A 17,746-nucleotide genomic window follows, 5' to 3' on the forward strand; every position below is an offset into this window, starting at 1 on the left:
CATTTCGAGATCTCAGATGCTCCTTTAGTGGAAGCCCCCTACGCGACGTCTCGCACCGCGCTCGGCGCGGCCTGCTCGGCCACGACCTCCTCGTCGCCGAGCCCGGTCTTCTCAGCCGCCCCGGTGATGCGCGCGGCCATGCCGGCGAAGATGAACCCGTGGAACGGCAGCACCGCGAACCAGTACAGCCGGCCCCAGAGCCCGCGCGGGAAGAACACCGCGCGCTGCTCGTACCGCGAACCCTGAACAAGCGGAATGGCGCGGAGTTCGAGCCACGCCTCGCCAGGCACCTTCATCTCTGCCCGGAGGCGCAGGAGACCGGCTGAATCAGCACCCGCCGCATCCGTGCCAGGCGCCTCGGCCGCCTCCACCCGCCAGAAGTCGATCGCGTCACCGACGGTCGCGCGCGTGCGGCTGCGTCGCCCGCGGCGCAGGCCCACGCCGCCGACGAGCCGGTCGAGCCATCCGCGCACCGCCCACAGGAACGGCGCCGAGTACCACCCGTTCTCGCCGCCGATGCCGACGATCACGCGCCACAGTTCGTCCACAGACGCGTCGGAGGTGACCGCTCGCGAGTCCGTGAACACCGTGCGGCCCGCCCAGTCCGGGTCGCTCGGCAGCGGGTCGCTCGGCGCGCCCGAGACCTCGGCATCCTGCCAACTCGTCTCCACGGCATCCGCGTCCACCCGGCCGAGCGCGAGCATCACCGAGCGCCGGTACGGTGTGAGCCCGCCCGCGGGCCGCGGGATGATCTCGTCGACCGCGCGATCCTTCACGACGCACTCGTTCTGCAGCGACGCGACCAGCGGCCGCGCGATCGACCGCGGCACGGGCGTCACGAGGTTCACCCAGTGCGAGGCGAGCTCGGGGGTGAGCACCGGGAGCGCGGCGATCGCACGCTGGCGGAGCCCTGCCTCGACCGCGTACCCGTTCATCATCTGCCCGTAGCGCAGCACGTCGGGTCCGCCGATGTCGACCGCGCGATTCACGCCCTGATCGACCCGCGCAGCGCCGAGCAGATAGTGCAGCACATCCCTGATCGCGATCGGCTGGATGCGGTTGCGCACCCACTTCGGCGCGGGCATGTACGGCAGCACCTCGGTCAGATGCCTGATCATCTCGAACGACGCCGACCCCGACCCGATCACGACCCCGGCCTGCAGCACGAGCGTCGGCACGCCGGATGCGAGCAGGATCTCGCCGACCTTCACCCGCGAGCGCAGGTGCGGCGAGAGCTTCGCATCGGAGGGATGCAACCCGCCGAGGTAGACGATCCGGCCGACGCCTGCCTGCGCCGCGGCGTCCGCCACGGTCTGGGCCGCACGTTCGTCGGCGTCCTCGAAGCCCTTCCCGGCACCCATCGAGTGGATCAGGTAGTACACGACGTCGACGTCGTCCATCGCGGTGGCGACGGCATCCGCATCGTCGGCCGAGCCCTCGACGACGTCGCATTCCGCCCCCCACGGGAAGGATGCCGCGCGTCCGGCGTCCCGCGCCAGCACCCGCACCCGGTACCCGGCGTTGAGCAGCCGCGGCACCAGTCGCCCTCCGATGTACCCGGTGGCGCCGAGCACGAGCGCCCTGGGCGCCGAGCCGTCGTCTCGAGCAGTGGCGCGCAGCGCCTCTTCGCGGCCGGTGGGCTGGGTGAGCTCCGTCATGGTCATCGAGCCTAGGCACCCCGGCGGATGCGCGCACCGGGTTGCGTGCCCGCGAACGCTGTGCAGCGAATTGCAACTCGGGGGTTGCACTGCGGCCGACACTGTGCAATTCTGGGGTTGCAGGTGGCGAACGGGCCACCGGACGAGTCTCCCCGAAAGGAACCATCATGGTGAACATGACCGAAAACCCCGCCTCCGTCGTCGACGAGGAGACGTTCTCCGTGCGGAGGACGATCCGCATCGCGGCATCCGTCGACAAGGTCTGGCAGGCCGTCACCGACCCCGCCCACATCTCCCGCTGGTTCGGCCAGACCGTGCTCGACGGCGCGGGCGTCGGCGCGACCGGCACGATGACCTTCCCCGAGTACGGCTCCATCCCGCTGCGCATCGATGCGCTCGACGAGCCGCGCCTGGTCGCCTTCCGCTGGGGCAATGACGACGCGCAGGACTCGCGCCCCGACGCGATCGACGAGGGTACCTCCACCGTCTTCACGTTCACGCTCGAGCCGGTCGACGGCGGTACGCAGCTCACGGTCATCGAGACCGGCTTCGAGCGCACCTCGGCGCCGCTCGCGAACCTCGAGGACCACCGCACCGGCTGGGACTCCGAGCTCGACAAGCTGGTCGCGTACGTGGAGGCAGGCGCAGGCGAAGCGGATGCCGGGGGCGAAGCGTGACAGCAGACACCCTGATCCCCATGTTCTCGGCGCTCGCCGACGAGACGCGGTGGAGCATCCTGACGGCGCTCGGTGAGGGGGATGCCTCGGCATCCGCCCTCGCCGGGCGCCTCCCGGTCACCCGGCAGGCCATCGCCAAGCATCTCGCCGTACTGCAGGAGGTCGGGCTCGTCGAGCCCGTCCGCGTCGGGCGCGAGCTGCGGTTCCGCGTCGTCGGCGCCGAGCTCGCCGCCACCGCGAAGAGGCTCGACGCGATCGGCCGCGAGTGGGACCGCCGCCTCGCCGCGATCAAGGAGATCGCCGAGGGGCTCTGAGGCGAATGATCCGCCCCGCCTTCAGTCCGCGCTGGAGTGCAGGCCCCTCCGCGTCGACAGCAGCGTGATCTCGGGATGCTCCTCCGCCAGCATCCGCTCCGCCCGGTCGAGCACGTCACGCACGTGCGCGGCATCCGCCCCGACCACCGAGACTCCGATCGCGGTGCGGCGATGCAGGTCCTGTGCGCCCACCTCGGCGGCCGCGGCCTCCGTTCGTCGCGACAGATCCGCCACCAGCGGGCGGATCACGCTGCGCTTCTCCTTCAGGGAGTGCACGTCGCCCAGCAGCACGTCGAACTCGACCCATCCGATCCACATGCGGGTCAGTCTGGCACTCTCGGGTTGAACCGTGAAGTGCTTGTCTCGGCGTGCTACTTCTGACCCGTCGGCACCTGATGGCCGGCCGCGGAGGTGCTCGCCAGGGCAGCGAGCCTCCACAGCGCTCCGACGGATGCGTCGAACTGCGCATGGTCGATCGCTCCTCCCACGAACTGCAGCACGAGCCCGTCCAGCGCGGCGAAGACGGCCCGAGCGACCGCCTGGTCTTCGTCGCTCGCCGAGTCGCCGAACATGCTGTGTGACATCTCCGCGGTGTACCGGTCGTACATCGCGATGATCTGCTCGCGCACTCCTTCGTCGCGCCCCGCCTCGAGGATCATCTCGAACTGATACACGTGAAGCTCTTTCCTGTCGCTCAACGTGGACCACAGTGCGGCCTTGTAGTCCTCTTCGGAGTCGAGGAACCGGGCGAGGTGCGAGTCGTCGATCGCGGTCGTCGCCGACCAGGCGAGCGCGGCGGAGGCCAGCGCTGAGAGCGAGCCGAAGTGGTGGGCGACGAGGGAGTTGTTCACTCCCGCATCCTCCGCGACCTTGCGGAACGTCATTCCGTGCAGTCCGTTGCGGGCGACGACGCGGACGGCGGCCTCGATGAGCGCCTCGCGGCCCTTGCCGTACTTGATGCGTCCTGGTTCTCCGGCCATGTAGGCACCCTACCTTTCCCGGCGGTCGCGTGGCGCCGAATTTAAGCAAATGCTTGATATCAAATTGAGCAAGTGCTGAAATAGCTCCATCGCCCGCCTCGTTCGAAGGAGAACGCCATGGCATCAACCCGCACCACCGAATCCCCCGCCGAGCAGACCACGGCTCTGAAACGGAACAGTCTCGGCGTGGTCGGAGTCGCGTTCTTCGTCATCGCCGCAGCGGCACCCATGGCCGCCTTCGTGGGCGCCGCCCCGGTGGTCTTCTCGATCGTCGGCAGCGGCGCACCGGCCGTCTACCTCGTCGTCGCCGCGATCATCGCCGTCTTCGCGGTCGGGTACCTGAAGATGAGTCGCCACATCACCAACGCCGGCGGGTTCGTCGCCTACATCGCACGCGGCCTCGGCTCGCGAGCGGCCACCGGCTCGGCGGGCATCGTCATCATCACCTATCTGGCACTGCAGATCGGACTCGTCGCCCAGTTCGGCGTCTTCGCGCAGCAGCTCGCAGCGAGCGCGGGACTCGATCTGCCGGTCTGGGTGTGGGTGATGCTGGCGATCGCCATCACGACCGTCCTCGTCATCCGCGGCGTCGACCTCAACATGCGCGTCCTGGGAGTGATCATCGCACTCGAGGTGATCGTCGTGGCGGTGCTCATCGTCGGCATCCTCATCGCCTTCCCCGGGCAGGACCCTTCGCTCGAGAGTTTCAGTCCTGCCGTTCTGGCCAACCCCGGCGTCGGTGTCGCGGGCCTGTTCGTGTTCACCTGCTTCACGACGTTCGAGGCGACGACGGTGTTCGCCGAAGAGGCCAGGAACCCGCGCCGGACGATCCCCATCGCCCTGTTCGTCGTCATCGGATTCGTCGCCGTCTACTACACGCTCGCCACCTGGGCCGTGAGCTACGGGCTCGGCGCAGGCAACGTCCAGCAGGCCTCGGCGGACAACCTGTCCGGCGTCATCTTCGACCTCGCCTCGCGCGCCGTCGGGCCGTGGCTCTCGCTCGTGCTGCAGATCCTGGTGCTGACGAGCTTCCTCGCGATGCTGATCGGCGTGCAGAACATGTTCGCCCGGTACTGCTTCGCCCTGGGGCGCGCGCGAGTGCTCCCGCAGATCTTCGCTCGGGTGTCGGCGGTCAAGCGCGCGCCGTACGTCGCCGCGCTGGCGGATGCCGCCGCCTGCGTGATCGTCCTCGCGATCTTCTTCGCCGCCGGCGCCGACCCGATCGTCGTCATCTACGCCTGGTTCGTCGCTCTGGGGACCATCGGCTTCATCACGATGATGACCCTCGCCTCGGTGGCCATCCTCGCGTTCTTCATCCGCGAACGCCTCGAGACCGGGTTCTGGAGCACCAAGTTCGCTCCAGCCCTCGCGCTGCTCCTGAACGGAGCCGTGCTGGTGATCGCGCTGTCGAACTTCGACGTGCTCCTGTTCGGCGACGGCACCGTCGCGAAGGCGATGCTCTGGCTGATCCCGATCGCCTTCGCCATCGGGTTCGTGATCCCGACCTTCCGCAAGGACATCGACTTCCGGGTCGTCGCGATCGCATGACGCGCGCGCGTCCCGGCATCCGACTCATCTGAAAGGAACCCACGGAATGAAGATCTCCACTCACTCGACGACCCACACGCAAGGCTTCATGGCGCAGGATGACTGGCCCGATGTCTCCGCGATGATCGACGGCTTCGGCGAGCCGAGCCTGCCCGCGAGCGACGCTCTGGCCGGCCGCACGATCGACATCCGCTTCGACGACGGCACCACGATCCGGCACGAGTTCCGCACGGCGGACGAGCTCACGCGCACGCTCGTGGAAGGGGAAGCCGCGGGGGATTCCTCCACGCACTCATACCGCGCCGTCGAAGTCCGGCCGGGCATCCAGCTCGTCGATCTGCTGACGGGTGCAGGGGCGGGCACCCACGCGATCACCATGGTGATCGATCTCGCCGACGGCCGCGTCACCGCCGCCGACAGCGATGTCGCGATGACAGGCGGCATCGGCCGCACCCGGACCGCCTTCCTCTCCGGGCGCATCGCGGGCATGGGCGAGATCGAACCGCGACCGAGCAGCGACGCGCTCGTCGGCAATCGCATCCACTACCGGTACAGCGAGACCGAGCGATACGAGCACATCTACCTCAACGGCGGGACCTTCGTCTGGCACTGCATCGCCGGTGCCGAAGCCGGGCTCGCCGACGTCGACGAGACGAAGACCTTCGAGCTGGCGGACGGCATCGTCATCTTCCACTGGAAGGAGAGCGTGATGCCCGTGGAGAGCTTCCTCGTCGTCGACCTTCATGCCAAGCGGTCCATCGGCCGCATGTTCTGCTGGGAGAACTCGACCCAGAGCGTCGTCCACATCCCCTTCGACAGCCGCTTCACCATTCTGAACCACACCACCTACCCGAACGACTGATTCCAGGACGAGAAAGAAACGACGATGCCGAACTTCATCACCACCGCCCAGTACGACCGCTCCGCCGCCGAGCCCTTCGAGGCCGGGACGGTCCAGTGGACTCGCCGGCCCGGCGAGGGAGAGCGCGAGTCGCTCTCGTCCGGCTTCTGGTTCATCACCCCCGAAGAGGCTCCCGAGCCGATGCGGGTGGTCGGGCATGCCGACGAGACCGTGCACATCATCGAAGGGCATCTCCGCGTCGAGCCGGAGGGTGGTGACGCGTTCGAGCTGACCGCCGGTTCGGTCGCGACGTTCAACAAGGACACGGTGGCGGTGTGGACCGTGCTCGCACCGACCGTCGAGTTCTTCGTCTACTCCTGAAGGGCCGGCCATGACAGCGCAGGACTACGACGTCATCGTCGTGGGGGCCGGCTTCGCCGGTCTCGCCGCCGCACGCGAGCTCACCTGGAGCGGCAGGCGCGTGCTCATCCTCGAGGCGAGGGACCGCATCGGCGGACGCACGTGGCTCGACCGCCGCCTTGGTCTCGACATCGAACTCGGCGGCACCTGGGTCCATTGGACCCAGCCCTACGTCTGGGCGGAGCTGCACCGGTACGGACTCGGCCTGGTGCCCAGCCCCGAGCCGGTGACGGCGTGGCGTCAGGTGGGCGGGCGCCCCGCGCCGATCGAGCCCGATGCGCTCCTCGACCTCCTCGATGCACCGAACCGCGAACTCGGGCGTGTGGCGCGCGAGGTGTTCCCGCAGCCGTTCTCGCCTCTCGGCTCGGAGCAGGGGGCAGAGCTCGACGACGTCCTGCTGATCGACAGGCTCGACGCTCTCGGTCTCGACGACGAGAGAAGCGCCCTTCTCCGCTCGTTCTGGACGCTGAACTTCAACGGACGGCTCGACGACGCCGCATTCACGCAGGCCCTGCGCTGGCTCGCCGTGGCGAACGGCGACTGGCAGGTGATGTTCGAGGCCTGCGCGAGCTACAAGATCGCCGGCGGAACGCGAGCCCTCGCCGAAGCGATTCTCTCGGACACGGATGCCGAGCTCCGACTGAATGCTGACGTGGTATCGATCACGGATCGCCCCGGCGAGGTCGCCGTCGAACTCGGCGACGGCTCCACGGTCACCGCAGCCTCGGTGATCGTCACCACGCCGCTGCACGCCCTCACCCGCATCCGCTTCGATCCGGAGCTCCCGATCGACGCGGCGCACGCCGTCGACCGAGGACAGGTGGGTCTCGGAACGAAGCTCTGGTTCTCGGTCGAGGGCGAGCATCCGCATTTCGTCGCCTTCGGCGACGCCGACGCGCCGCTGAACTTCCTGCAGTCGGAGTATCACGTCGACGGCCGCACCATCGTGATCGGCTTCGGACCGGATGCCGGTGCGATCGACGGCGGCGACCTGGCTGCCGTGCAGCAGGCCGTCGACCGGCTGGTGCCCGGCCTGACCATCGTCGAGGTCGCCGGCCACGACTGGACGGCCGACCCGCTGTCGGGAGAGACCTGGCCGATGCACCGCGCCGGCTACCTCAGTCGCGGGCTCCCCGCGCTGCGCGCACCCCACGGACGGGTCGTCTTCGCCGGCTCCGACGTGGCCGACGGGTGGGGCGGTTTCATCGACGGCGCCATCGAGAGCGGGGTCTCGGCGGCGCGCGGGGTGCTGCAGGGTGCAGTGATCGAGGTGGTCCCCCGGCCTTGATGAGGTGGTCTCGGGCTTCTCAGCCGAGCGTCGGCGGCAGTGCGCCGATCTGGCCGAGCAGGCTCAGCAGATCCGGCTGGCCGACCTCGTCGACGATCAACCCGTCAGCGAACCGGTAGAAGTTGATCGCACCGACGGCCACTTCCTTTCCGGTGGGTGCGACGCCGAGGAAATCGCCTCCGTGTGTTCCACGGAGCTCGAAGCGGGCTGCCACCTGGTCTCCTTCGACGAGGAGCTGTTCGATGCTCCACCGAACATCCGGGAACCCCCCGCGCATGATCGCGAGGATCTGCAGGTAGCCCTCGAGGCCGCGCAACGGCTCCGGTGAGAACGGCGCGTGGAACGCGGCATCCGGAGAGATCACCTCGCGTCCGATCGATGCGTCGCCACTGTTGATGAACTCGAGGAATCGCTCCATGGTGGAACGCAGGTCATTGGTCATGAGCATCCGATCTGTGAGGTTACGCGGCCGTCCGAGTGCGGCATAGGATCAAGAACTAGATCTCCGGGAAGTATATTCCCAGGAATCTTATTTCTACGAGTGCATCGCAGACCAGGAGGAGGAACGGTGGATGAAGCGGAAGTGATCTTCCTCGAAAGGGTCGTGAGCTTCGAGACGAGGTTGTGGAATCGGATCGATCGCGAACTGGCGAGCGCCGGGAAGCCCTCTCTCAGCACGTTGCTCTCGCTCCGAACGCTGGCGCGCTTCGGCCATGAAGGCCGAGTCCATGACCTCAGTACTGCACTTTCGATCACCGTCGGCGCAGCGAGCAAGCTCGTCGATCGCATGGAGCGCGCCGGGCTGGCTCGGCGACGACCCCATCCCGGTGATCGGAGGTCATCGTTGATCGAGTTGACTGCGCAGGGCGAGGAGGTCGAGAGGGATGCGTCGACAGCCGTGGCCGCACTGATCGTGCGGCTGCTGCCGGACGCGGAGTCGCGCGCGGCTCTCATGCCCGTGATGGAAGTGCTCGAGTCCGGCCTGCAGCAGAGCGATGGCGGGATCCGAGGGCAGAAGGTCTCCTCATGATCGAGAACCCCGATGCGATGCGCACATCGAGATGGAATCGGGCGCGGTCGGCGGCGAAGCCGTGATCGTCCAGCTGCCTGCCCCGGTCATCGAGGCGATCGTCGGAGAAGCTCGTCCTTCTTTCGGCGCATCGTGGCCCCTCGCTGTGATCAAGGAGATCGCGGAACGGGTCTGAGCGCGTTCGTCGCCGGTTGCCTCACGCGAGCGAGAGGAACAGCTTCTCGAGCTCGCTCAGGGGCATCGCTTCTCCTTCGGCGTCCGACTCGCTCAGGCAGTCCTTCATCGCGGTGGCGATGATCTGGAATCCCGCGCGATCGAGTGCCGAGCTCACGGCGGAGAGCTGGGTGACGACGGTGCGGCAGTTCTCCTCGCGCTCGACGGCACCGATCACTGCGGAGAGCTGTCCCTGCGCACGCCGCAGTCGGTTGAGGATCTTGCGCTGGACTTCGGGGTCGGTGCTGGTCATGCTCGCCTCTTCCGCTCGATTGGACAACCTCGATGATACCCCATAGGGTATCCATCGAGATACCCGCGGGGGTATAAGGATGGAGTGATCATGTGTCGCGCGGTGAGCTGCAGGACCTGCGGCAAGACGACCTGGGCGGGATGCGGGCAGCACGTCGAATCCGTGCGCGGCACTGTCCCCGCTGACCAGTGGTGCGGAGGGCACGAGAAGACGCAGAACCAGGGCGGCTTCCTCTCCAGGCTGTTCCAGCGATGAGCTCCTCGAAGTCGCTCAGAGTCGTCATCGTCGGTGGAGTGGCCGGCGGTATGTCGGCAGCGACGCGTCTACGGCGTCTCGAGGAGGACGCGACCATCGTCGTCTTCGAGCGCGGCCCCGAGGTCTCGTACGCCAACTGCGGCCTGCCGTACTTCGTCGGTGGGGTGATCGCCGACCGGGACTCGCTGCTGCTTCAGACACCGGAGTCCCTGCACCGCCGGTTCCGCCTGGACGTGCGGGTGCGACACGAGGTGACTCGCATCGACACCGCCCGCAGACTGGTCGAGGTCGTCGATCTGGAGAGCGGTGCGAAGAGCATGGAGGCCTACGACAGGCTCGTTCTCGCGGCCGGAGCGCGCCCGAAGCGCGGTGAGCAGACCGGCGGTCCGTCGGTCCGCAGCCTCCGTACGGTGGAGGATGCCGTCGAGATCGAGGGCGCCGTGTCCCGACCCGGTGTGCCGGTGGTCGTGGTCGGAGGCGGGTACACAGGACTCGAGGCCGTCGAGAACCTTGTCGCGCGCGAGGCGACGGTAACCCTCGTGCAGCGCAACGCGCAGTTGCTGTCGCCGCTCGACCCCGAGATGGCGGCGCCCGTGCTCGATGCGGTGCGCAGCCGCGGCGTCGATGTGCGGCTCGGGGTCGAGGTGATCGCGACGCGGGAAGGCGCCGTCGAGCTGAGCGACGGCAGCGTGATCGCGGCGGAACTCGTCGTCGAAGCATCCGGGGTCGTGCCTGAAACGCGACTTGCGGCGGACGCGGGCATCGCGCTCGGGGAGACCGGAGGCATCCGTGTCGACGAGCACTGCCGCACCAGCGACCCGCACATCTTCGCGGTCGGGGACGGTGCCGAGAAGACTGAACTCGTCGGCGGCGAGGCGGCGATCATCACGATGGCGGGCCTGGCCAACCGTCACGGACGTCTGATCGCGGACGTGATCGCAGGACGCGCGGAGTCCGTCCGGCCGGCGATCGGCACGGGCATCGTCGAGGTGTTCGGCCTGGCCGCTGCGAAGGTCGGATGGAACGAGAAGCAGCTCTCCGCCGCCGGTCGCGATTTCTACGTCGTGCACGTGCATCCCGGATCGCACGCCGGTTACTTCCCCGGCGCCCAGACTGTGTCGATCAAGCTGCTCGCCGATCCGGCATCCGATCGGATCCTCGGGGCCCAGGTCATAGGACGAGACGGGGTCGACAAGCGGATCGACGTGATCGCGACGGCGATGCACGCGGGCCTCGCGGCCGCGGAACTCGCTCACCTCGAACTCGCCTATGCGCCCCAGTTCGGCTCGGCGAAAGATGCGGTGAACATCGCCGGCTATGTCGCAGAGAACACCAGGACGGGCACGACTCCCTCTGTTCAGTGGCACGAGCTCGCCGCCGCACGGGGCTCAGGGACATTGCTCGTCGATGTCCGGACTCCGGATGAGTTCGCCGCCGGGTCGATCCCGGGGGCGATCAACATGCCTCTGGACGAGCTGCGGGAGCATCTCCACGAACTGCCGGCGGGTCCGCTCATCGTGCATTGTCAGGTGGGCCTGCGCGGACATATCGCCACCCGGTTGCTCCTCCAGCACGGGCACGACGCTCGCAATCTCGACGGCGGCTACCGCACCTGGCGCGACGGTTCCACGGCGGAGGTCTCGCGGGCACGCAGCGGCGCCATGGCCGCGTCCCGGGCGTGACGTCCGTGGAGGCGTCGCGGTGCGCGGCCGGGCCCAGTCAGAGCGAAGGATGACGGCAGGGGAAGCAGCTCGATCCCTAGTACAGGATGTAGAACGGCGCCCAGTCTCGGGACTCGCCTACCGCGTTGCACGCCGTGTGGTGTGACGCGATGACGAGCGGGGTGTCACGCGTGGACGGCGCTGTCGGAGTCAGCGCGCGTGGCGGTAAGCCTGTTCGGCCCAGCCGAGCAGCTCGCGATCGACGTCCTTGACCAGGCGGAGCTCGACGTGGTGCATCCATGTCGTCGGCGACGGGTTCACGATCTCCTTGAACCGGGCGGAGTCCACGCGCTCGGGCAGCGCCAGCGAGAGAACGACCGGGACGTCAGATTTCACATACGCACCCGGCCTCCAGGCGAATGCGAAACTGCGGCGGGCTCGGAAGGCCACCTGGCTTCGGGAGACCTGCACCACGACGCCGTCCAGCTTGAGGAGCCGCCGTGCAATCGCTCGATAGATCCGCGCGGCCTTGGTGTCGAAGCCGAAGAACTCTTCGCCCTTCAACGGTTCAGCTCGCCCGGGCATCAGATCACACGGCTGCCCAGCCGCCATCGACGGGAAGGATGGCGCCGGAGACGTCGGACGCCTCGTCGCTGAGCAACCAGACGATCGCGGACGCGAGCGCTTCGGGCTTCGCGATCGCCGGCAGCGTCGCCTGCATGATCGGTCCGAGTCGCCGCTGCGCCTCTTCAGATCGGAAGGGCGCCTCGATGTTGGTCGCCACAGGCCCGGGAGCGACTGCGTTGCAGCGCACGCCATGCGGCGTGTAGAAGAACGCGGTGCTGAGGGTGAAGCCGTTCACGGCATGCTTCGAGGTCGTGTACGCCGTGCCCGCAGCGGATCCGCGAAGTCCCGCTTCGGAGCTGACGTTGACGATCGAGCCGCCCCCCGCGGCGATCATCTGCGGGAGGACAGCCCGGGTCAGTCGCATCATCGCCGTCAGGTTCACAGACAGCACGCGATCCCAGGTCTCGTCGTCGATCTCAGCGGTCGGCTCGAAGCCGTCCATGATGCCAGCGACGTTGGCGAGACCGTGCACGCCGGTTCGCAGGTGAGCGATGACCCGGTCTATCGTCAACTGATCGGTGAGGTCGCCGTCGATCGTGACGACCGAGCTTCCCAGTTCCTCTTCGAGCGACCGGAGGCGGTGCCGTGACACGTCGACGCCGATGACCCGAGCGGATTCGCTTGCGAGCCGGATGGCTGTTGCGCGGCCGATGCCCGATCCGGCACCGGTGACGACGACCGTGCGGTTCTGGAAGCGAGGGGTTGCCATGGGGGTTCCTTTCAGGAGTGAGGAGTCGGACCGTGGACGATCAGCACGGGGCAATGAGCATGCGCGGCGCAAGCAGCACTGACCGAGCCCAGCAGCAGCCCGGCGAACCCGCCGTGCCCTCGGCTGCCGAGGACGACCATTCCGCAGGTTTCGCTCATGTCGATCAACGTGCGCGCCGGAGGACCTGGAGTGACGGTCCGCAAGAGGCCTGCCGGGGGGTGGTCGCCGAAGGCATCGTGAATCGCGCCGTCGAGCACCTCCGCGGCCGTGTCCTGCGGAGACCACTCGACCACCATCATCGGGTCGAGCGGCGGTGGTGCCCACGCTGTGACGACTTCGAGCGATGCGCCGAGCGCTGTCGCCATCCGTGCCGCGTACTTCAGTGCTGCCACGGAGGGAGCGGATCCGTCGACTCCGACGACGATGTGCTGTGCTTCTGTGCTTCTCATAGGTTCAGCATCGGTCGCTTCGGAGCGCGGGCCCGGGACTAAGGTCACATGCGCGTCGGGCGGCTTCGCGGTGCCGTCGCCGCCCTGCTCAACGACTGAACATCCTGCCCTGGACGGATGTCGGCACTATCCGCACCCACCGGTCCTTCTCCTCCGGAGCCCAGGGGTGAACTCGCAGCCGCTCCGCGTCGAGGATGTCGGCGTCGCGATCGAACTCCTCGGCGGTCCCCTTGAGGACGACGCTGAAGGCCTCATCGTCATCGAAGCCATCCACTTCGAACGCCACAGCGCTGTGGACCGTCAGTTCCAGGAGCTTGGTCCCTGCTGAGGTGCGGAACACGATGGTGCCGTCGTCTCCGACCGCGTGGTTCACCGGGAAGATGTCGACCTCGCCTGCGGCCGTAGCCGCAACGCGACCATAAGGGGATTGTCGGAGGCGGTCCCAGCATTCGTCCTCGGTCAGACGGCGGGTCTGTGATTCGTTCTCGTCCATAGTCGTTCCTCTCTCTGTCGACGTTCTTCTCCGTCTCGGCGTGTGCGGGCAGAAGAGCACGTCATGGTGCTGCGTCGATGATGAGCTCCTGCGACCGGACTCCGAGTGCCGCGGTGTCTTTCTCGTGCACGACGAGCACTGGACACCGCGCATGCGCGGCGCACGCGGCGCTCACCGAGCCGAGAACCAAGCCGACCAGGCCGCCGTGCCCGTGGCTGCCGAGCACGAGCATCGACGCATCGTCACTGAGCTCGACGAGAACCTCGCGCGGCGGGCCGGGAAGGACCCGGTGACTGAACCGCGCCGGCGGTGTTCCCTGGAAAGCTGCCTCGATCGCGTTTCGGGCCGCCAGTTCCGCGTACTTCTTCGGCAACCGGTCGAGGCCGGGGTCGAAAGGATCGAGCAGCACCGGATAGGTCCAGGTCGTGATCGCTTCGAGCGGAGCATCCATTGCTCTTGCGATATTCGCACCGTACGCGAGCGCGGCGACCGAGCAGGCTGAGCCGTCGACGCCCACGATCACGGGCTGCGGACGCGATTCGTTCTTCATGATGGTTTCTCCTGTTCATCGAGGACGGTGCCGTGCCGCCCGTATCGTCACAGGCAACGCGCGATCGCGTTCACGGTCAGCACTGGGACGCCGGCTCGGATGCCGTTGCCCCGTGTCGATGCTGCGCGACCGTGTGGCGGACCGTTGGGCCGAACGTCCCGCGGCTTCGGCTCTCGACGGGACCTTCGACCCAAGCGAGACGATCCCGAGCGCCGATCATCGGGAAAGCACCGCACTTGACGGCAGGTCCCTGAGGAATCGCTCCTGCGCAGCGGGGGAATCCGCGGCTTCGCATGATCTTGCAGGCGAGCGCCATCGGGATGAGCGGGACACCACCAGCTATTGGCAGAGGATGACGGAGACGATCATGGAACAGAGCATTCTCGTCGGGGTGACCGACTCGGCCGTGAGCCGCCGCGTCGTGGACTGGGTATCGGCGCGTGCGTTGGAACGCGGCTGCCGGATCGAACTCGTGTCTGTCGTCGGCGGCGCTGTCGGTGTGGTCGGTGAGGGACCGATCGTCGAGGCGGCGATGAAGTCCGCCGGCATCCTGCTCGAACGTGAAGTGGAGTTCCTGAGGAGCCGAGGCGTCGTCGCGGAAACACGCATCGTGCGCGGTGACCCGGTGGGCGAGCTGATCGATTCGTCCATGGTCTTCGATCTCCTCGCGATCGGGAGTGACTACCGTGGTTCGGCAGTCGGACCACGTCGCGGTCCCCACGGCGTGAGGATCGCTGCCGGTGCGCACTGCCCCGTCGTCGTGGTCCCCGACATGGACATGTCCGGGCGTCGCGGGATCGTGGTGGGCGTCGACCGCTCGCCGATCGCGCGCCGGGCGCTGGCCTTCGCCTTCGCCGAAGCCGAACGCAGCGGTGACCCGCTCACCGTGCTGCACACGTGGCAACCCGTTCCTCTTCCAAGGACCATGCGTGGTTATCCGCACGGCTACCTGTCGGGCGTGCAGACGCTGGCGGAGGAGACGGTGGATCTCGCGCTCGCGGAGATCAGCCCCGAGCATCCCGGTGTTCGGATCACGCGCGTGGTGGAGCAGGGCCCTCCCGCGCAGCGCCTCAACGAGTTGGCTTCGCACGCTCGACTGGCGGTTGTCGGCTCCCACGGGAGGGGTGCGCTCGCGCGCTTTCTGCTCGGCTCGACGAGTCAGCAGGTGCTCGATGAACTCTCGACCGTCACGGCGGTGGTCAGGTAGCGCTGGCCAGCTCAGTCTCGCCACTACTCAGCGTCCGTTCAGGGAGTTCCGGGCCTCGCCGCGCCCCGTCGGAGGGCCGGTCAGTGCCCGCAGGGCATAGAGAATCGTGGCGAGGTCGACGAGTTCCTGGAGGAGAGCGCCCCCGACGGCAGGTATCCCGCCGGTCATCGCGACCAGCATCAGCCCCAGACTCAGCCCGATGCCGATCCAGATCGCTGTGAGCGCGACGTGACGGGTGTGACGCCCGATCGCGACGGCACGAGCGACTTGCTCGAGTGAATCGACGAGGATGACGACATCGGCAGCATCTCCGGCTGCCGTCGCTCCCCTCGCTCCCATGGCGATGCCGACGTCGGCCGCCGCCAGCACCGGCGCGTCGTTCACGCCATCGCCGACCATCATCAGCGGGCGCGGCTGCATTCCGCGCGCCAGGTCCACCTTGTCCTTGGGCAGCAGCTCCGCGTGGATCTCGCTGATCCCGGTCCGGCTCCCGATGGGTTCAGCGGTTGACGCGACATCGCCTGTGAGCATGACGATTCTGGTGACGCCTTGTGCTCTGAGCCAGGAGATCACTCCAGGGGCTTCGGGGCGAGTCTCATCGGCGAGAACCAGAGTCCCGGCGAATCTGCCATCCACCGATACATATGCGGCGGCCTGGCCGGCGACGAGGTTGATCCGGGTCGTGTCCGGTGCGACCGTGGCGACGTAGGCCGGCTTGCCGACGACGACGACGCGACCCCCGATGCTCGCCGATACCCCGTTGGTTGCTGCCTCTGTGGCGCTGTCGGCGGGGAGAAGAACGAGGCCGCGGGCTTCGGCGGCACGGCGGATGCCGTCGGCGAGTACGTGGGTCGAATACTGCTCTGCCGATGCTGCAAGCCGAAGGAGCTCCTCTTCGCCGAAGTCATCGACGGGACGGATGTCGATCAGTTCGGGACGGCCTCGTGTAAGAGTTCCGGTCTTGTCGAACGCTGCGGACCGAATACGGGCGATCTGCTCGATGACAGCACCGCTCTTCACGATCACTCCCTCTCGCGCGGCTCGTGAGAGCCCGCCGAGGAAGGCCACCGGAGCGGCGATCAGAAGCGGACACGGCGTCGCGAGCACGAGAACCTCGGCGAACCTGCTCGAGTCTCCGGACAACGCCCACGCCGTGCCCGCGAGGAGGAGAGCGACGGCTGTGAACGGAAGGGCGAAGCGGTCGGCGAGCCGAACGATCGGCGCATGCGATTGCTCGGCTGCGCGTACCAGTGCGACGATCTGCTGGTACTGACTGTCGGCGCCGATGCGAACCGCGCGCAGCCGCACAGCTCTGCTCCCGTTGATAGCACCGGAGAGCACCTCCTCACCAGCCGCCCTTCCCACCGGCATGCTCTCCCCCGTGAGCGAAGACTCATCGAACGTGCCGGTCTCGCTGATGAGAGTGCCGTCGACGGGGACGATCTCCGCCGGGCGCACGAGCAACACGTCGCCGATGTGCACGTCGTCGACGTGCACATCCTGGACCGGTTCAGAGAACAAGGCGGAGCCGGCGCTGGATCCGGGGGAAGGAGCGAGCAGATGCGCGATACGCGGCGACCGGTCGAGCAGCGCGGAGAGGTCTCGCTTCGCGCGACGGGCGGCATAGTCCTCGAGGGCTTCGCCTCCGGACAGCATCAGGACGATGATCAGCGAAGCGACGTACTCGCCGACCGCCAGCGTCGCGACCATCGCCACCACCGCAAGGAAGTCGAGGCCCAGATGCCCGCGGACCACGTCTCGGAGCATCCGGACGAGAGTCACCGTGACGAAGGCCCCGACATAGATCGTTGCGAGCCAGCGGCCCATCTGTGCCGAACCCATTGCGTGCAGCATGGCAGTGAACGCCCCGACCAGCACGGTGACCAAGATCACCGGGTACCGCCGCAGTAGGAACTCAGGGCTCCGTGTGCGCTTGGCGGATCCGCTTCCGACCGAAGAGCTCACGGGGCCGGTGTTCGCGTCGCGGTGCCCACCATCGTCGGCCTCGATTTCGTCATGAGACAAGAGTTCCTCCACCCGCCCACCACGTCCGGGACGAAAGTCACATGAGCCGGTCCCGGTATCGCAGGACCAAGGTCCCTGAGGAGCAGGTGTCGAAGCGGCGAGTGTATGGGTTGTTGCACTGGGCCATCTCCGTGCTGCTCGCCTCTGCGGTGGTCGGCGTCGAGGAGTTCCGGAAGTCACTTGTTCGCGGACGCACGATCCACCCCCTTCCCGAGTACGGGGACACAAGTCAGCGTGGAGACAGCGCGGGGCCTGACGTCGCACCGAGATCACGGCACCACTGAGAGGACCGACATGGATACCGCAGGAAACGAGGACGCGCCGACGGTCGATACGGTCGGCATGTCACGACAGGCAGACGGATTCACTGATGACTCGCTCGCCCGGCTGGACGCCTGGTGGCGCGCCGCGAACTATCTGTCGATAGGACAGATCTACCTGCTCGACAATCCGCTGTTGCGTGAGCCCCTCGCCGCCGAGCACATCAAACCCCGGTTGCTGGGCCACTGGGGCACGACCCCCGGGCTGAATTTTCTCTACGCACACCT

At 67.6% G+C, this 17,746-nt stretch carries 23 protein-coding genes; 12 read left to right on the forward strand and 11 right to left on the reverse strand.

Annotated elements, in window-relative coordinates; translation table 11 throughout:
• Positions 1-38 precede the first annotated feature (38 nt).
• The gene (locus tag IPV10_RS14790; protein WP_207485078.1) at positions 39-1,658 is read right to left on the reverse strand and encodes an SDR family oxidoreductase; all 1,620 of its coding nucleotides are present in this window, start codon (positions 1,656-1,658) and stop codon (positions 39-41) included.
• Between the two features lie 176 nt (positions 1,659-1,834).
• Here IPV10_RS14790 and IPV10_RS14795 point away from each other — a divergent pair, with 176 nt between their 5' ends.
• Both IPV10_RS14795 and IPV10_RS14800 read left to right on the forward strand, forming a co-directional pair.
• A complete protein-coding gene (locus IPV10_RS14795) occupies positions 1,835-2,335 on the forward strand; it encodes an SRPBCC family protein (RefSeq protein ID WP_242685029.1) in 501 nt (166 codons plus the stop codon).
• Positions 2,332-2,649: a metalloregulator ArsR/SmtB family transcription factor gene (locus tag IPV10_RS14800; protein WP_307861152.1), complete on the forward strand. Its 318-nt coding sequence runs from the start codon at positions 2,332-2,334 to the stop codon at positions 2,647-2,649. Before IPV10_RS14795 ends, IPV10_RS14800 begins: the two co-directional genes overlap by 4 nt.
• Positions 2,650-2,670: 21 nt before the next feature.
• Here the strand turns inward: IPV10_RS14800 and IPV10_RS14805 are convergent, their stop codons facing one another.
• Together IPV10_RS14805 and IPV10_RS14810 are read right to left on the reverse strand one after the other, a co-directional pair.
• Positions 2,671-2,967 carry a DUF503 domain-containing protein gene (locus IPV10_RS14805; RefSeq protein ID WP_207485082.1) on the reverse strand — a complete coding sequence of 99 codons (297 nt, stop codon included), beginning with the start codon at positions 2,965-2,967 and terminating at the stop codon, positions 2,671-2,673.
• Between the two features lie 53 nt (positions 2,968-3,020).
• Positions 3,021-3,629 (reverse strand): TetR/AcrR family transcriptional regulator, encoded by a 609-nt coding sequence (locus IPV10_RS14810; RefSeq protein WP_207485084.1) that lies wholly within the window; start codon positions 3,627-3,629, stop codon positions 3,021-3,023.
• Positions 3,630-3,746: 117 nt separating this feature from the next.
• Here IPV10_RS14810 and IPV10_RS14815 point away from each other — a divergent pair, with 117 nt between their 5' ends.
• From IPV10_RS14815 to IPV10_RS14830, 4 genes are read left to right on the forward strand one after another with little or no spacing between them, the layout of a single operon-like run.
• Positions 3,747-5,177, forward strand: coding sequence for an APC family permease (locus IPV10_RS14815; RefSeq protein ID WP_207485086.1), 1,431 nt, complete (start codon positions 3,747-3,749; stop codon positions 5,175-5,177).
• A 46-nt stretch (positions 5,178-5,223) separates the two neighbouring features.
• Positions 5,224-6,039: a MoaF C-terminal domain-containing protein gene (locus tag IPV10_RS14820; RefSeq protein WP_207485088.1), complete on the forward strand. Its 816-nt coding sequence runs from the start codon at positions 5,224-5,226 to the stop codon at positions 6,037-6,039.
• Positions 6,040-6,063: 24 nt separating this feature from the next.
• The gene (locus IPV10_RS14825; RefSeq protein ID WP_207485090.1) at positions 6,064-6,399 is read left to right on the forward strand and encodes a cupin domain-containing protein; all 336 of its coding nucleotides are present in this window, start codon (positions 6,064-6,066) and stop codon (positions 6,397-6,399) included.
• 10 nt (positions 6,400-6,409) lie between these two features.
• A complete protein-coding gene (locus IPV10_RS14830; protein WP_207485091.1) occupies positions 6,410-7,726 on the forward strand; it encodes an NAD(P)/FAD-dependent oxidoreductase in 1,317 nt (438 codons plus the stop codon).
• A 19-nt stretch (positions 7,727-7,745) separates the two neighbouring features.
• On the opposite strand, the gene IPV10_RS14835 is transcribed toward IPV10_RS14830, so the two are convergent.
• Positions 7,746-8,168, reverse strand: coding sequence for an ester cyclase (locus IPV10_RS14835; RefSeq protein WP_207485093.1), 423 nt, complete (start codon positions 8,166-8,168; stop codon positions 7,746-7,748).
• Positions 8,169-8,294: 126 nt separating this feature from the next.
• On the opposite strand from IPV10_RS14835, the gene IPV10_RS14840 reads away from it, so the two are divergent.
• The gene (locus IPV10_RS14840) at positions 8,295-8,756 is read left to right on the forward strand and encodes a MarR family winged helix-turn-helix transcriptional regulator (protein WP_207485095.1); all 462 of its coding nucleotides are present in this window, start codon (positions 8,295-8,297) and stop codon (positions 8,754-8,756) included.
• Positions 8,757-8,787: 31 nt separating this feature from the next.
• On the forward strand, positions 8,788-8,931 hold the full coding sequence (locus IPV10_RS14845; RefSeq protein ID WP_207485097.1) for a hypothetical protein: 144 nt from the start codon (positions 8,788-8,790) through the stop codon (positions 8,929-8,931).
• A gap of 21 nt (positions 8,932-8,952) precedes the next feature.
• On the opposite strand, the gene IPV10_RS14850 is transcribed toward IPV10_RS14845, so the two are convergent.
• Positions 8,953-9,222: a metal-sensitive transcriptional regulator gene (locus IPV10_RS14850; RefSeq protein ID WP_207485099.1), complete on the reverse strand. Its 270-nt coding sequence runs from the start codon at positions 9,220-9,222 to the stop codon at positions 8,953-8,955.
• 102 nt (positions 9,223-9,324) lie between these two features.
• Here IPV10_RS14850 and IPV10_RS14855 point away from each other — a divergent pair, with 102 nt between their 5' ends.
• Complete coding sequence (locus IPV10_RS14855) at positions 9,325-9,477, forward strand: hypothetical protein (protein ID WP_207485127.1); 153 nt, start codon at positions 9,325-9,327, stop codon at positions 9,475-9,477.
• Entirely contained in the window at positions 9,474-11,159 is a 1,686-nt protein-coding gene (locus IPV10_RS14860) for an FAD-dependent oxidoreductase (protein WP_207485101.1), read from the forward strand. Before IPV10_RS14855 ends, IPV10_RS14860 begins: the two co-directional genes overlap by 4 nt.
• 189 nt (positions 11,160-11,348) lie before the next feature.
• On the opposite strand, the gene IPV10_RS14865 is transcribed toward IPV10_RS14860, so the two are convergent.
• From IPV10_RS14865 to IPV10_RS14885, 5 genes are all read right to left on the reverse strand, one after another.
• The gene (locus IPV10_RS14865) at positions 11,349-11,702 is read right to left on the reverse strand and encodes a DUF5655 domain-containing protein (protein WP_242685030.1); all 354 of its coding nucleotides are present in this window, start codon (positions 11,700-11,702) and stop codon (positions 11,349-11,351) included.
• Positions 11,703-11,727: 25 nt separating this feature from the next.
• Complete coding sequence (locus IPV10_RS14870) at positions 11,728-12,474, reverse strand: SDR family NAD(P)-dependent oxidoreductase (RefSeq protein WP_207485103.1); 747 nt, start codon at positions 12,472-12,474, stop codon at positions 11,728-11,730.
• Between the two features lie 11 nt (positions 12,475-12,485).
• Complete coding sequence (locus IPV10_RS14875) at positions 12,486-12,923, reverse strand: universal stress protein (protein WP_207485105.1); 438 nt, start codon at positions 12,921-12,923, stop codon at positions 12,486-12,488.
• A gap of 88 nt (positions 12,924-13,011) precedes the next feature.
• A complete protein-coding gene (locus IPV10_RS14880; protein WP_207485107.1) occupies positions 13,012-13,416 on the reverse strand; it encodes a pyridoxamine 5'-phosphate oxidase family protein in 405 nt (134 codons plus the stop codon).
• A gap of 61 nt (positions 13,417-13,477) precedes the next feature.
• Positions 13,478-13,933: a universal stress protein gene (locus tag IPV10_RS14885; RefSeq protein ID WP_307861153.1), complete on the reverse strand. Its 456-nt coding sequence runs from the start codon at positions 13,931-13,933 to the stop codon at positions 13,478-13,480.
• A 151-nt stretch (positions 13,934-14,084) separates the two neighbouring features.
• On the opposite strand from IPV10_RS14885, the gene IPV10_RS14890 reads away from it, so the two are divergent.
• Positions 14,085-15,173: a universal stress protein gene (locus IPV10_RS14890; RefSeq protein WP_242685034.1), complete on the forward strand. Its 1,089-nt coding sequence runs from the start codon at positions 14,085-14,087 to the stop codon at positions 15,171-15,173.
• A gap of 27 nt (positions 15,174-15,200) precedes the next feature.
• On the opposite strand, the gene IPV10_RS14895 is transcribed toward IPV10_RS14890, so the two are convergent.
• On the reverse strand, positions 15,201-17,027 hold the full coding sequence (locus tag IPV10_RS14895; RefSeq protein WP_207485123.1) for a heavy metal translocating P-type ATPase: 1,827 nt from the start codon (positions 17,025-17,027) through the stop codon (positions 15,201-15,203).
• 513 nt (positions 17,028-17,540) lie between these two features.
• Between IPV10_RS14895 and IPV10_RS14900 the strand changes: the two genes are divergently transcribed.
• Positions 17,541-17,746, forward strand: a 206-nt coding sequence (locus IPV10_RS14900; RefSeq protein WP_207485125.1) for a hypothetical protein, incomplete at its 3' end; no start/stop codon positions are given.

The organism is Microbacterium sp. SD291 (assembly GCF_017355365.1).
Lineage (GTDB): Bacteria > Actinomycetota > Actinomycetes > Actinomycetales > Microbacteriaceae > Microbacterium.